At 57.1% G+C, this 13,577-nt stretch carries 12 protein-coding genes; 7 read left to right on the top strand and 5 right to left on the bottom strand.

All coding sequences use genetic code 11. The features are described 5' to 3' along the window. Positions 1–748: 748 nt before the first annotated feature. From IH881_18085 to IH881_18095, 3 genes are read left to right on the top strand one after another with little or no spacing between them, the layout of a single operon-like run. Positions 749–1,876 (top strand): helix-turn-helix domain-containing protein, encoded by a 1,128-nt coding sequence (locus tag IH881_18085; GenBank protein MCH7869608.1) that lies wholly within the window; start codon positions 749–751, stop codon positions 1,874–1,876. Beyond that, positions 1,876–2,436 carry a DNA-binding protein gene (locus IH881_18090; GenBank protein MCH7869609.1) on the top strand — a complete coding sequence of 187 codons (561 nt, stop codon included), beginning with the start codon at positions 1,876–1,878 and terminating at the stop codon, positions 2,434–2,436. The genes IH881_18085 and IH881_18090 overlap by 1 nt, the downstream gene beginning before the upstream one ends. Positions 2,437–2,448: 12 nt before the next feature. Next, positions 2,449–2,628: a hypothetical protein gene (locus tag IH881_18095; GenBank protein MCH7869610.1), complete on the top strand. Its 180-nt coding sequence runs from the start codon at positions 2,449–2,451 to the stop codon at positions 2,626–2,628. An 87-nt stretch (positions 2,629–2,715) separates the two neighbouring features. Here IH881_18095 and IH881_18100 read toward each other — a convergent pair whose 3' ends face one another. Further along, positions 2,716–4,218 (bottom strand): FAD-dependent oxidoreductase, encoded by a 1,503-nt coding sequence (locus IH881_18100; GenBank protein ID MCH7869611.1) that lies wholly within the window; start codon positions 4,216–4,218, stop codon positions 2,716–2,718. A gap of 586 nt (positions 4,219–4,804) precedes the next feature. Further along, entirely contained in the window at positions 4,805–5,116 is a 312-nt protein-coding gene (locus tag IH881_18105; protein ID MCH7869612.1) for a hypothetical protein, read from the bottom strand. A gap of 211 nt (positions 5,117–5,327) precedes the next feature. Between IH881_18105 and IH881_18110 the strand changes: the two genes are divergently transcribed. Both IH881_18110 and IH881_18115 read left to right on the top strand, forming a co-directional pair. Next, positions 5,328–5,636, top strand: a complete 309-nt coding sequence (locus tag IH881_18110) for a hypothetical protein (protein MCH7869613.1) — start codon at positions 5,328–5,330, stop codon at positions 5,634–5,636. Positions 5,637–5,717: 81 nt separating this feature from the next. Further along, positions 5,718–5,861 carry a hypothetical protein gene (locus tag IH881_18115; protein MCH7869614.1) on the top strand — a complete coding sequence of 48 codons (144 nt, stop codon included), beginning with the start codon at positions 5,718–5,720 and terminating at the stop codon, positions 5,859–5,861. A 131-nt stretch (positions 5,862–5,992) separates the two neighbouring features. Here the strand turns inward: IH881_18115 and IH881_18120 are convergent, their stop codons facing one another. The 3 genes from IH881_18120 to IH881_18130 all read right to left on the bottom strand — a co-directional run bounded on the left by IH881_18120 (position 5,993) and on the right by IH881_18130 (position 11,278). Then, entirely contained in the window at positions 5,993–8,392 is a 2,400-nt protein-coding gene (locus tag IH881_18120; GenBank protein MCH7869615.1) for a TAXI family TRAP transporter solute-binding subunit, read from the bottom strand. A gap of 724 nt (positions 8,393–9,116) precedes the next feature. Beyond that, entirely contained in the window at positions 9,117–9,806 is a 690-nt protein-coding gene (locus tag IH881_18125) for a hypothetical protein (protein MCH7869616.1), read from the bottom strand. Then, positions 9,803–11,278, bottom strand: a complete 1,476-nt coding sequence (locus IH881_18130; protein ID MCH7869617.1) for a hypothetical protein — start codon at positions 11,276–11,278, stop codon at positions 9,803–9,805. The genes IH881_18125 and IH881_18130 overlap by 4 nt, the downstream gene beginning before the upstream one ends. Before the next feature lie 293 nt (positions 11,279–11,571). On the opposite strand from IH881_18130, the gene IH881_18135 reads away from it, so the two are divergent. Both IH881_18135 and IH881_18140 read left to right on the top strand, forming a co-directional pair. Then, on the top strand, positions 11,572–12,219 hold the full coding sequence (locus IH881_18135; GenBank protein MCH7869618.1) for a hypothetical protein: 648 nt from the start codon (positions 11,572–11,574) through the stop codon (positions 12,217–12,219). Between the two features lie 360 nt (positions 12,220–12,579). Beyond that, positions 12,580–13,500, top strand: coding sequence for a cation:dicarboxylase symporter family transporter (locus tag IH881_18140; protein ID MCH7869619.1), 921 nt, complete (start codon positions 12,580–12,582; stop codon positions 13,498–13,500). The last annotated feature ends 77 nt before the right edge of the window (positions 13,501–13,577 follow it).

Consider the following 13,577-nt stretch of genomic DNA (forward strand, 5'->3'; position numbering starts at 1 on the left):
TGGGGTACTCCAGGTAATGCGGGGCTAGCCCGCGAGTCGAATTGATGGAACATCAAGTCAGACACCTCAACTCGTTCAAGGTTTCAGAATCGACATTCTGAGGCGTAGTTTAGCAGGTCGTGAGGATAGATAAACTAACTGTCAAGCTGGAATGGAGACGAGAAACATCGCGAGAGGTGTGGGTGAGAGTGTCGCGGGTCAATGCAGTCGAGCTACCGAAGGTTGCAACCTGCTACCGCTGGTATTCTTCGCGCTCGGGTAGTCACCGCCAGCCTACCCTGCGTCAGCTAACGAAAAGAGTTGATCTTTTTTCGTGCCGATGAGCGAGGCAGACCGCCCCCCCTACCACCTCCCCCACTTTATGTCTCGGCCGGGGAAGGGAGGGTTCTCAAAAAATATAATCGAGGGAATTATATATACACTGTATAGTGTTACACGTATTACAAAACGAGAACGCATGATTGCGCGGCCAGGAGCTGCCTGCTGACGACAACGATTGCCTGCTCGCGATCAGCCTCGGCGAATTTCGTGTGTCAGCTCCAGACTGGTGGACCAGACCCGGCGTCGGTCCGTCGAAACCGTTCGAGCCTACGTCCGGCGGGCTCGCCTATTCGAGGATCACGCTGGCGAGGGGCTCACTGTAGCCAGAACGGTCTTTCACCCTTTGTTGCGTAGGTTTAGCGCGGTCCTTGCCTTCGCGTTGATTGTCTGTGGTTGACAAAAGTTGACAGTCGGTTAAGATCTGCCCGTGACCCGCTCCCTCAACGTCAGCAATCTCAACGATGCCCTCGCCACCCAAGGGCTCTCTCAGACAACTCTCGCCAAGCAGATTGGAGTCACCCGGGCCGCCGTGTCCAAGTGGTTCCGGGGCGAGTCGTTTCCACGACCTGACAAGCTCCTGAAGATCGCGCTGACGGTTGGCCTGCCATACGCGGAACTGGTCTCGGAGGCAATGACAAACGAGCCCATCATTGCCTTCCGCAAGAAGGGCGCTCGCAAGACGACCGAGGCGCACGTCGCTCGCGCCAAAGACATGGGAAGGATGGTGGCCCGCCTCGTCCCCTATTTGCCATGCAAGCCTCTCACAGATCCCCCATCGCTGCGCGCGCCGATTCTCGACTACGAGTATCTACAGAACGTTGCCAATGATGTCCGGCTCAAAATCGGCATCGCCGAGACTGCTCCCCTTGACTTCGGCGATCTTATTGAGCACTTCGAGAGGTTCTCCGTCGTGCTCATTCCCGTCTTCTGGGGAGACCGAAAGGCCCATGAGAACGCCCTCCACATCCACCTGCCGGATTCGAAAACGACGTGGATCTACCTAAACCTCGATAGCCAGACCCACGACTTCAAGTTTTGGATGGCACACGAGTTGGGGCACGTTATTAGTCCTACCCTCGAAGGGGACGAAGCCGAGGATTTCGCCGATGGCTTCGCGGCGGCAATTCTGTTCCCCGAGGAGTGTGCAGCGGCGGCGTATAAGGTTCTCGCAAGGAAGACCAATACGGGGAGCATCATAAACCATCTGAAGTTGGTCGCTGAGAAATTCATGATCTCGCCAATCACGGTGTTCGAACAGATTCGACAATATGCTCACGCAACAGATCAGCCTGCTGTTGCCTTGGACGACAAGGCGATCTTTCCCGCAACGACCAAATTCAACCAACAGTTCTACACAATCCGTGAGACGCTCTTCAATGGCGAGGAGCCTAAGGCGTCGAGCTATATCAGGAAGTCCGAGGAGATCTTCGACACACCGTTCTTCAAGGTCCTCTCGGCATATCTGCGCGAATCCGCCGCAGGGGCAGGCTACGTCCAGGCCATCATGAACACTTCCCTCGTGGACTCGAAGGCCATCACGGCCGAGCTGGGTTAATGGCACAGCGGAAGATCCTGCTGGACTCCAACTCCTACCTCCGACTGGCCCAGACAATTCACCCGCTGCTCCAAGTCGAGTTTGGCGAAGAGTGCCACTGTCTGTACGCGATCCGGGAGCTACAACAGGAATTCGACCGAAGCTCCCGGCTCCAGACGAAGTTTCATTGGGTCAACGATCCTCAGTACGCGAAAAACCGCAGCCGAAGCATCACGGTTACGCGCAAACAGGCGAAGACCATCACTCTGACGATTTCGGTGATCAAAGGTGAGGCACGTCAGCGAGGTCTCGACACCTCTCCAGTGGATGCGAGTGCACTGGCGACAGCCTCGGTTCTGGAGGTCCCTCTGGTCACTGATGACGGCGACATGCTTACCCTTGCGGACATATTCGACATCAAGGCAATGAAGACCCTGGAACTACTTCGGTTGATGCTGGACTGTAATCATGCGACGATGCAGCAGGTCATCGCCGCGGCCGGGTACTGGAGATACGCGCAGGATTTGCCCAAGGACTACGAGGCCGACTTCAGGCGACTTTTCCGCAAGCGCCCACCGTGACAGGAGTAGGGAATGGGGAACAATATCTTCCGCCTTGGCGGGCGCTACAACGTGCGGCGCGAACGTTTCCGGGCACTCAAGGAACGAGCTTGGCAATACTTCCAAAGCGGCGAGTTGGACACTTCGCATCAGGCAATGCTCATGGAGGTGATTCAAGTAGGGCTCAGTGAGCAAACCGAAGGCACTGAGTGAATGCCCCCACCTTGTCCGTTCCGAATACTCATGCGACAGCAGCACCCGGTCGCGGGACTATGTCAGAATTTAAATTTGGCGTGAGGCTCAGCCCGCAATATCAGTCGCGGTCCGAATCGCTGACTCCACTGCTCCTTCGATCCATCGGTGGTCCAGCGATGTGTGCTCACCCGCAAAATGGACTCTCCCCTCAGGACGCTTGATGACTTCGTAGTATCGTTTTTCCTGACCGGGATTAAAGAGGGCAAAGCCGCCGCCAAAGTTCTCCATCGTAGCCCACATGACGCTCGTTCCACCTTCGATGAGCCCCTTACCCTTAATCTGTGGATGGAGTCGTTCGATGTCCTCCGTCGCTTGTTGCACTTGATCTTCAACACTTAAGTGCCCCCAACGTCGCGCATCACGCGCCCAAGTGTAGCTAGCGAGAAGAATGCCTCGTTTCCCCGGCCCGCGAAATCCATTCGCGTGCTGCGGATACCATGTCGAACGAATCCCAAGGTCGGACTCGCTTCCACCACCAAGAATTCCATCCTGCTCCCAGAATCGCTCACGACACTGGAGAAGAATCTTTCCAGATTGATCGTAGTTAAGTCCCGTAATCGCCCGCCATTTCGTCTCGCTGAAGTCACGCAAGCCCTCAATGTGTCGAAGCATCGGGAAAGGGATAGCCAGGATTGCATGGTCAGCGCTAACGGTTTTCACTCGGTCGAGCGAAGAGTTGTACTTCACAGTAACCGTATTTGCGTCCTGGCGGATTTCGGTCACCTTAGCGTCAAACACGAGGTTTTCTGCTAAATGTGGATAGAATGACCAAGGAAGTTTGTCCGCACCACCCTTGATTTCATATAAGTTCTGGAACGAACCTGAAAGAACTTCCCATAACAGTGCTGTGACGGAATGATTTAGTCGAGCCCGCTGATTCTCAACAATGCCGTAGAAAGTAATCGCGTCCTCCGACCACCCCATTTTCTGAAGGAATTGACGTGTTGAGAAGTCGCCCCATGTCTCGAGAATCTCCTCCCATCCACCCTCTTCGTATTGCTTCTTCAACGGCTGGACTGTCTCGTTCCACAGTTGTCTCGGCGTCTTGCCACGTTCCTTGCCGTTCAGTTCAATGCCCTTCACCGACGGGTTGCGCTGGAATTCTTCCCATGTCAGTTTTTTGTTGTTGATAAAGAGGTATTGACTCTTCCGCTCCATGATGAATTGCTGCGTTTCCAGCCCGAACATGTCGATATATCGCCACGTCAGTTTATGGGCGTCAGGGATGCGCATTGCACCCCCTTCCGCGTATAACTCGTGTGTGAAAGGCTCACGCAGCGTCCACACTCGCCCGCCGACTCGCCTTGATGCTTCCAGGATCGTCACTGTGTGCCCGGCTTTTTTCAGTTCATACGCGGCAACCAAGCCAGCCATACCTGCACCAATCACGAGTACATGCATGGGCTTCGCGGTTTTTACTAACCCATTGTCGATTGTGCGCAGCATCGCCGCCTTGTCTTGCGTTTCGGTCGCGAACGCGAACCGCGGGAGTTGAAAGGCGAACAACGGTGTTGCGGCACTAAGCTTGATGAATTCACGACGAAGCATTCAGCACTCCTCCAATTCTCTAGAGCCTAAGTGAAACAGCGCCGTCATAGCCGACCCCATGAAGTCGCCGGGTGTGCAACACCCCCCCTTGAAACTGAGTTCAGCCCCGAAGCGACATGTATAAGACGGTCGCCGCCTGGGTTCTATCCACGGACTATCTCAGCCAATACCCCCAGTTTATTCCAGAGTTTGTGACACCTACATACTACGCAACGAAGGGTACGCGAGGTACTGCCTTTGTCGCCTTAGGGACTTTTCGGCGCTCCCCAAGCCCAGAATGGGTCCGCTACCGGGCACTAATATTCGTAGCCTACGGGCGCATGTCCCGCTCTCACTGACAGATACCTGCCAGCTGTGTTTAGTATCACCGAGAGGTGGACGGAGTATCTATACAGGGCACTAAGCGGAATTTTTTGGCTGCTTTCTCGATGTCCGCTTTGGAGGTGCATAGGTGAATCAAGCTGCGCTTTCGATTTTGCCGATAACTAGCAGAGTGTCAAATCGCTCGATTGTCTTGGGAATTTGTCCCGATCCGGGGCCGATCCGGGGAGCTTGTTGCTGAGTCCAAGCAAGGGCCCAAACGATCTCAGGGCAGCGGAAGCGCCCTTTCGCTGTACTTCCTTTCTGGATACTGGTAGTCGGGATCGAGCACGATCCCCTGGCGCGGCATGATCCGACGCAAGTTGCCCGTCGCCAAAGCCTTCACCAACTTGGGATCGTCCAGCGCATCGAAGAGTGCGTCGTAGATCCGGATCTGTTCCGGGTAGTCGCCGAAGCGACCCACCGCATCCGAGCCCAGCACGAAGTTTTTCGGATACTTGCGGATCAATGATGCCCAGGACGGCAGGTCTTTTAGCACGTAGTCGGGGTAGACGACCCACGAGAGATCGATCAGCACGTGGTCGCCATGGGGCGTCCAATACCCCCGCGATCACGCCCGGCAGATCCGGCACGTGGATGCGCCGACTCACGCCCGCATGGCACCAGAGAAAGGTCGTGTTGGGGAAGGCCGTAAAGGCGTCCAGCAGCTCCGGGAGGTAGAGGGGTTCCTTGATTTCGCCGCTCGGAGAAACAGGCGCCATATTGTGGTGCACGCTCACCGGGATCCCGTGCTTGCCAGAGAAGTCGAAGACGCGCATCAGCGAGGGGTGGTTGGCGCGGGGCCTTTCACCGGTCGTGAGGTTCGTCAAGTCGTCGTGTCGCGACATCACCTCGCCAATGCAGAGGAAGATGCCGGGAAATTCCTTCATCCGCTTGGCGATCATGTCGACGGCGCCGAGATCGGTTCCGTCGAAGCCCGACACACAGACGAAGAGCCGATCGAGTTGCTTCGCAGCCTGCTTGCCGCCCGCGCGTTGGTAGTCCTCAATCGCGAGGGCGATGTGGTAGTCGGTGTCGCGCGCGCGGACGACGCGTGAGCTTGAGTCCAGGTAGTAGCCGGAGCGAAAGGGATCGTTCTCCGACCACTTCTTTAGAAAGGGCATGCCGGTCACGAGCGCGTGGCTGACGTTGGCCCGGTCCATCGCCAAAAGGATGGCTTCGATGCGTTTGCCTCGTTCGCCCGAGCGAAGCGCCTGCCCCACGGCCTTCGACACGATCTTCCCGTCTTCGAGGTAATCCCCATTTTGAAGGAAATCGAGTAGGTGGACGTGAGCATCGGCGATCGCCACCTCGCTCCAATCTTTCCCGAGTGCCGGCGATCCACAGACCAGCACGGCGGCTGCTGCCGCCGCAAAACGGACCCTCGGCAGCGTTCGAGCGGACACGATTTTTTTCATTTTTCCTCTCTTGAAGCCTGCTGGCAGCGAATTTCGCTGCGACGATCTTTGATGGCGTTAAGTAAAAGACTGTGTTGAGACGAGTCCAACTCACCGTTTTCGAGATGGACCCAGCTCTCGCGTTCGAGCGAGTCATAGTGCTCAACCAGCGTCTTTGCGTCCAGCCCCGTTGGAGTCCACAGCGCGCGCAGCCGCGAGAGCATATTGCGTATCGAGTTGGATCGAGCTTCGATGGCCCGCTTTTCGACCAGAGCGTTCAGCTCTGCGACCCGCCCGGAGTCCAAAAAACCTCGTTGCCATCGCCCCCGTCGGCCACGCTCCTCAAATCCGCTTCGGATTTCCTGTAAATCCGAAACGGAGGTTTTGGAGTCAGCGCCAACGTTGAGCGCGATAATCCGGCGGCGGATTTCCTGTTGCGTGGCTTCACGCCGCATGGTGATAAAACCCTGAAACCCACCCCCTACCATCACCAGGATCGCAAGGCCACGCCAGGTGTCCTTCAGCCAGTCGTAGTGCTGTGGCCGAGGTAGGATGTCCTGATCTTGCAGCGCGCGCATGGCGTCGGGGTGTAGCGGCAGGGATAGAAGTTCCTGCGCCATGGTCTGGGTGGTCTCCGAGATCCCGAGAAAGGCAGCGCCTTCATAGACGGCCTGCGTGATCTTGTAGACATCGAAAGGCAGATCGCCCGTGGTGACGAGAACCGCTCGGGTCGACACCGTCTCGATGACGGGTTCCCCCTCGAGTTGTGCGCCGTAGACGCCGGGCTCGATACGGCTCATCCAGATCGCCGGTCCGAGCATCGCAGTCACGCGGCTGGAGTCGACGGAGAGCAACCGAAAACGCCGGTCGTGCGCGATCGTCTTGAGCGATTCGTTGGGTACGTGGCTGACGAAGAAGCCGGCGTCGATCTCTCTGCTATGCATCCGCTCGACCATGTCTGGAATCGACAGCACGGCAATGCTCTTGGGAACGACACGGTGGTGGTGGAGTGCCGCGTTGGCGAGTTCCTGGGTTCCACTCTGATCGGGGCCGGTACAGACGTTGAGACCATTCAAAAGGTTCAACGTGGGTACGGCCACGGAATCCGGGATCAAATCCCGCCGAACCAGGGCGTGCAGCTTCTCTTCATGCAGATTTGCAATACGTTGCAACCCAGAGACGTAGGGGATTTTTCGGCTCTCCATGTTGCCTTTTGGGCGGAAGCGAAAAGAGTTGACCACCACGTCGTATTGCACGATGGCGAGTGCGGGCGGGTGGCTGTTGTCCTTCAGGCTGTCCTGCAAGATCTTGAGGTTCTCAACGGAACCGCCTGTCTGCGTCACCCGGGCAGGGATCCCGGCATGTTGAAGAATGATCTCGATTTGCTTGCCGATGCGGTAGTACTTGCCGTTGATCATGCCGGTGGCGATAAGGAGCTTCTTGTTCTCGGCCTTGAGGAAGAGGCGGGAGCCTGCGTGCATTTTGACGCCGCCCGAGCTGCGATCGGCGAGCGCGCGGTCCAGCCGAACGCTCTGGGTCGGGATACGCGCTTCGTCGAGGGCATCGAGGTTGTCGAAGATCGCGGCCAAGATGTCCGTGGCGACGGCAATGGGTAGATCCTTTCGCGCCACCAGGATCGCCGCGCCACCCACCGTCCCCACTCGGTTGGGCTGATTGGGGAAGGTGCGCCCGGGAATCGAGATCGCCTTGAGTCCCGGCGCGATTTTGGTGATCGCCGCTTGGTTGTTGGCAAGGTCGAGCAGGCTGCAGCAGCCGGAGCTTAGTGCAGTCGTTACGGCCTTCGCGAGGGTTGATGCCACAATGAAAGCCGCATCCGCCGTTCCCGTTTGGAGCGCGAGCGAGGCGTCGGCGAAGCTCTTGACGGCAACACGTTGGTAGTCGGCCTCCGAGATCCCCGCGGAGAGCAAGATGTCGTTCGAGATCAGTTTTGTGCCGCTTCCGTCGGCTCCGATGAAAATTCGCTTGCCCGCAAGATCGGAGAGTTTCAAAATGCCCCGTCCGCTTCGCACCACGAGGTGGACGCGATCGACATAGAGGAACATCAGCGCCCGCAGCTGGTCCCGTTCGGGATGCTCGGCCGTGTGTTTGGCCACCACGGTCTCGATCGCCAGGGCCAGGTCGGCCTCGCCGTTGATCAGCCTCTCGATGTTCTGGACGGATCCGCTGCTATCGATCGACGTCACGGAGCCGATGTGATCCGTCTGGCTTCCCTCGAGGATCCGAGAAAGTTGTTGCCCTAGCTCAATGTAGGTCCCACCCGGCGTGCCCGTCGTGATGGTGAGGGACTGTGGGCTTCGGCTCCCCAAAGAAAACTTGCCGAAAAATCCCGCAATCGCGAAGCCTACAACGAGCAGCGTCAAACCGAGTAGCTGGTGCCACCTCTTGGTGATTTTCACCGGGGGGATCCTCTTTGGATGTGATGGGGACAGCGGGGGTAGGGGAATCAAGCTGGATTTTCAGATGTCGCTGCAAAGTAGAAATGTAAGGTTCTCCGCAAGTTAGAAATGTCGGGTAAGCGAGTGATTAAGGGTTCCCAGAGAATAGTAAAATCAAGCCGCAAATTTGAAGAAATGGCCGATACCCAGCTTTTTCCACTAGCCGAGTCACACTACCACTACAATTCAAGCTCTCTGGCGAACATTGATCAACAGTGCCCCCCGTGCCAACCCAGCTGCGTCCAAGAGCATTCTGCACAGCTACGTCCAAGAACATTCTGGACTTGAGGCGTCGCAATTGCAACGCCGCTCAACCTGCCCTACGGACGCATACACCGCAACGGGCTCCTCGAATTCAGCATAGCCGAGTCAAAATAACACTACGATTCAAGCTCTCAAGCGAACATTGATGGCACCGATTTCCCGTAATGTCACCCTATATAAAGAATAGAGAGTGACGTTTCGGGAAAACAGTGGTGGGGGTTCATGTGACTTTGCGGGAAAACAGAGGGTCGTCAAGATGCCGAGCTTGGGGGTCTAGACTGAAACTGAAAACTGTCTCTTAGAAAAAGTTGCCTGTTGTCCAGATTGTTTTGCCGACGTACAATGTATCCCGTCAGCAGAACTCGGACATTTGGGTGCCCTAAGCTAAGAGACAAATCACGGGGGCTTCGTACCTTAAGAACTAGCTCGCCTCGCGGATATCTGAGAGAAAGCCGCCCAGCTTGTTCGGATTCAAGATCGTCTTCCAACTGAGCGCACCCGATGACATCACTCGACTCTCCCAGCTTGCCAGACGAGAACGGAACGCATCCGGATCCACATTATCCCCACGCAGGCGCTTTACATTCATGGCCACGACGTGGGTTTCAGCGAACTCGTCCGGGCGAAGTGTGCGTTCGGCGCCGGGTGCGAGATCTTCTTCCATATCGCTGAAGATCAACATTACACGACTACCGCTCTTGATCTCACGCAGATACTCACCCCCCAGCATCATCGCACCGGGAATGTCAGTATGCCGAGCCACCTCCGTGCGGCTTGCCATCCTGTCCAAGTGTTGAGCAATGCCGAGCTTTTCTGCGTTGGCCCGGGAGGGTCGCGGGTCCAACTTTATCAGTACTTCAACATTGTCCTTCTCGTAACTCTCGCCGTCGATCCGCAGGATCAACAGCGTGTCACCTGGCTCCAGATTGGGGAGCACTTCACGTTTCACGATGCGGACCACCTCTTTTCGCTGATCCGCATAAGTTCCCGAGACGTCGATCAACACGCACAGGGCTTGATCATATCGTTTTCCGTTATCGCAGGCCGACATGACCAATACCAGAGCGGACAGTAGAAACATTCCAACGAGTCGCCGCGATGTGATCGTCATGCCAGGCTACCTCCTTGCGCACGAGCCTGGTCGTGGGCACCGACATCACTTGAACCTGGGAAGGGACGGTTGGTCGGCTCGCCGTCGTGCGTGTTTCGCGCCCATTCCTCTACGCGCAGTGGAATGCTGATATACACATCATAAAAATTGATCGTGATATTGGTTAGATGACGAATCAGGGAGGCCACACACATCAGCGTTATCCCGAGCACACGCAGGAACAGAACCGCCGCCAGGCCCGCTACATGACGCCCACTGTCGAGGAGCATCTCGAGGGGAACTGCGACCAGCGCCAAAATCCAGGGAAGAATAAATCCCAGCACGGCTTGGCCCACGACGGGAATCATCGAACGGCTGGCCGACTCTACGATTCGCGACTCTTCGCCCGCGAGAGATAGTTTGAGCACCGCATCTGCCTCGACAATTTGCTCTCGCAATATTGCCAGCGACCCCTCGACTGCGGATAGGAAGAAGAGCCCCGCGATTCCCAACCAGAGGATCAGTCGACGCCGCGAGCGTGGGAGCGTTGAGAGCTTCGGGAAGAACTCAGTAATCCCGAGCATGTCCATCAAGAAAATTCCAAGTGCAGCTTCCATCAAGACGAGCACCAGGGCCGAGACCGTGGAGACCGGAATCCCTCCGACTCGAGCGCCCGCGGGCACGAGCTCCGACATCGGGAGTGAGATCAGTTGAAAGTTGATGAACGCCCCACCTAGCGCTATTCCGAGCACCAACAGCGAAATAAAAAAGTACTTGATGGCTGAGTATGTGAGGGCCCGAGCTGATTCGTCGGTTTCCTCGCGGATCTTTTGATAGTCCTCGACGAAGCTGTCAACACGCGAGGCGCTCTCGAGGGCCACGGATACAGAGTCACCCATCCGCGAAAGCAAGCCGCGAACGTCCCTCCAATAGGGAAGCATTCCGCCCAAGATCTTGAGGCGTCCCGCTGAATCGTTGCGGTAGGCCTTGAGGGCCTTTTTCTCGGCATCCTGAGATGACATTTTGATGCCCTCGAGAACCTTTTGAATGTTCGGATCCCCGTTCACCGGGATACTCGCAAGCGTCTCGACCGCCGCAGACCATGCGGGCACCTCAGGCGGGACGACGCCACATTTGTGATAGTCACGCTCAACGGAAATCAGCGTCGCGTCGAGCCTGCGCTGGAGATCTCCATACTTACCCATCTGCTCAGAGTAGCCGGCGTCCATGCGATAGAGTTCGCGATCCAACCGACCCTGGGCTTCTCGAATACCCGCCGCGAGCAAGATCTTGCCATTGCGCGCTGCTAGCGCCGAAGCGGCCTGGGTAACACGCTTGCCGGTATTTTCGACACCACTGACCAACTCGCCTCCAAGTTGAGCCACCAATTTGAGCATTGGCTTTCGGGCTGCCCACAGGAAGACGGCGCTCGCTGCCCACAGCGCAAAGAGGGACGCCACTGGATTTTCGGGCCACAGGTACATCGTTTCCACTTCGTTTTCTCCCGGTCTTTTGGATGTCCTCAGAGTCAAAGGACTGAACATCGGGTGGTGACCCACGTCTCAGTGTGACGCTCGTTACACTTTGAAAAATTCAAGGTTAATGCAAAATCAATCCGGCTAATTCCTGCTCGTCCTTCCCCCTCGCAACAATTGCGTATAACATGCGTACTCCAATCGAAACTGACACCCGTCACGAATCTCACGCTCAACACTCTCGCCATTTCAACCGATGAATCGAAGCAGGTGCGCGGTCAACCGAGTGCCTGATCGACGGAGATTCAATCATGGGCTATTTCAGGCGCCGCCGCGGCTACGACCGCAAACTCCTGCTGACCGAAGCCTGCGACCTCCAGCGCCGGAACAAACACAAGCGGGCCGTGATTCTGCTGCGCAAGATTCTGACCGCTGAGCCCAACAACGTAGAGATCCATGCCCTGATTGCCCCGTCGCTGGCAGAGCTTGGGCTCGAGTTCTGCGCCTGGACTAGCTATGAACATGTGACGGCTGCGTTGTCGCGCGATGGTAAGAAACAGTCCGCTCTCGATTACTATTGCGACGCGACAACGCGCATGCCACGGCACCTTGAAGCCTGGGTCTCGAGGGTCGCGCTGACTCGAAGCATGGGCCGCAGGGACGATGCCAGGCAGATCCTAGAAAGCGCCTTGCCCCACTTTCGCCGCCGAGCCACCCGGTATCCTCTAATCTCCCTGCTGCGTTGCCTGTTGGATATCGAACCGGGCAACAAATGTGCCGCTTTGGAATTGGCGTATCTACTTTCCAAGACTAGTCAGAAGTACGAAGCGCTAGTGTTGCTGTCAAAGCTCGCCGACGCCTCGAACGGGAGCTTCTTGCAGAACGTGCGGCGCACCCAATGGAGAATCGAGCCGAGCCTCGCTCACTCGTGGCTCTGGCTCCGTTCCTGTATAGCGTGAAGGAACACCGCATGTGCGGATGAAGAAGAAAATTCCGAATCCGCTAACTACTTGAATTTAATGGCACGCCGGGAGGGATTCGAACCCCCGACCCTCAGGTTCGAAGAAGAATCTGAATCCGAGGAAGATCAGTAGGTTGCGGTTCTGCCAACGGAAACGAGCGGCAAGGAGCGGTAACAAGCGGAACTGGCGACGGCAGACGGCACCTGGGCGGCACCAACATTTGAGTCACCGTCACAGTCAGACGCTGCCCCGTCCAGCATCTGCGAATCGCCGTATTTCGCTGAAAAAGAATCGCTAGTCTGTGTATTGGAATCCGATGGCGGAACGACGGAATGACCTGTACGACCGGAGGATAGAGTGAGCGGGGAGGAGTCGAACGGACGAGGCCGACCGAGCCTCACGACGATGATTTTTGTCGGGATCGGGCTGGGGATACTCGTGGGCCTCTTCCTCGGCGAGTTGGCCCTGCCGTTGTCCCAGATAGGAACGGCCTTTGTGCGCCTGCTCCAGATGACCGTGCTCCCTTATGTCTTCGTCTCGCTGGTGCTCGGCCTGGGCCGACAAGAGCCCGCAGAGGCACGGGCGATCGCGCGCAGCGGAGGGTTATGGCTGCTCGTGCTTTGGGGTTTGGCGCTCTGCATGGTGCTGCTGCTTCCGCTCTCGTTTCCCGACTGGGAATCGGCGAGCTTTTTCAGCAGATCCCTTGTCGATGTGGGTGAGAGTTTCGACTTTCTCGGGCTCTACATTCCCGCGAACCCATTTCAAGCCTTGGCGAACAACCTGGTGCCCGCAGTGGTGGTGTTCAGTATCGCGCTCGGTGTGTCGCTCATCGGCCTTCCAGCAGGCAAAACCTTCCTCAACGCGCTGGAGGGTGCCAATGACGGGCTGACGCGCATCGCCAACGCTGTCGTGTGGCTGACTCCAATCGGTGTCTTCGGCATTGCGGCCAGCGCAGCGGGCACCATCAGCCTCGCGGAACTCGCGCAGGTTCAGGTGTTCATCGTCGCCTACATGGTCGCGGCGCTCTTCATGACACTCTGGGTGATTCCCGGATTGTTGAGCGCCTGGACGCCACTCTCCCACAGGGCGGTGATCGGTGTGAGCAAGGACGCTCTGGTCGCGGCCTTTGCCATCGGCAATGTGTTCGTCGTGCTTCCCCTTCTGGCCACGCGTGCGAAGACATTGCTGGCCGACGCGCGGGGTCCCTCTGAACAATCGGACGGCGTCGTTGATGTCGTTCTGCCGGTGTGCATCGTCGTTAAGCCAAATCCAGCCTAGGCAGCCCTTCGGAGTTCGCGCGAGTAGCGATGATGCAGCCCTCCGACCCGCGAAATCGCGACGACCTCACCCATTTC

The sequence above is a fragment of the Myxococcales bacterium genome (assembly GCA_022563535.1).
In the GTDB taxonomy this organism is placed as follows: domain Bacteria; phylum Myxococcota_A; class UBA9160; order UBA9160; family UBA4427; genus DUBZ01.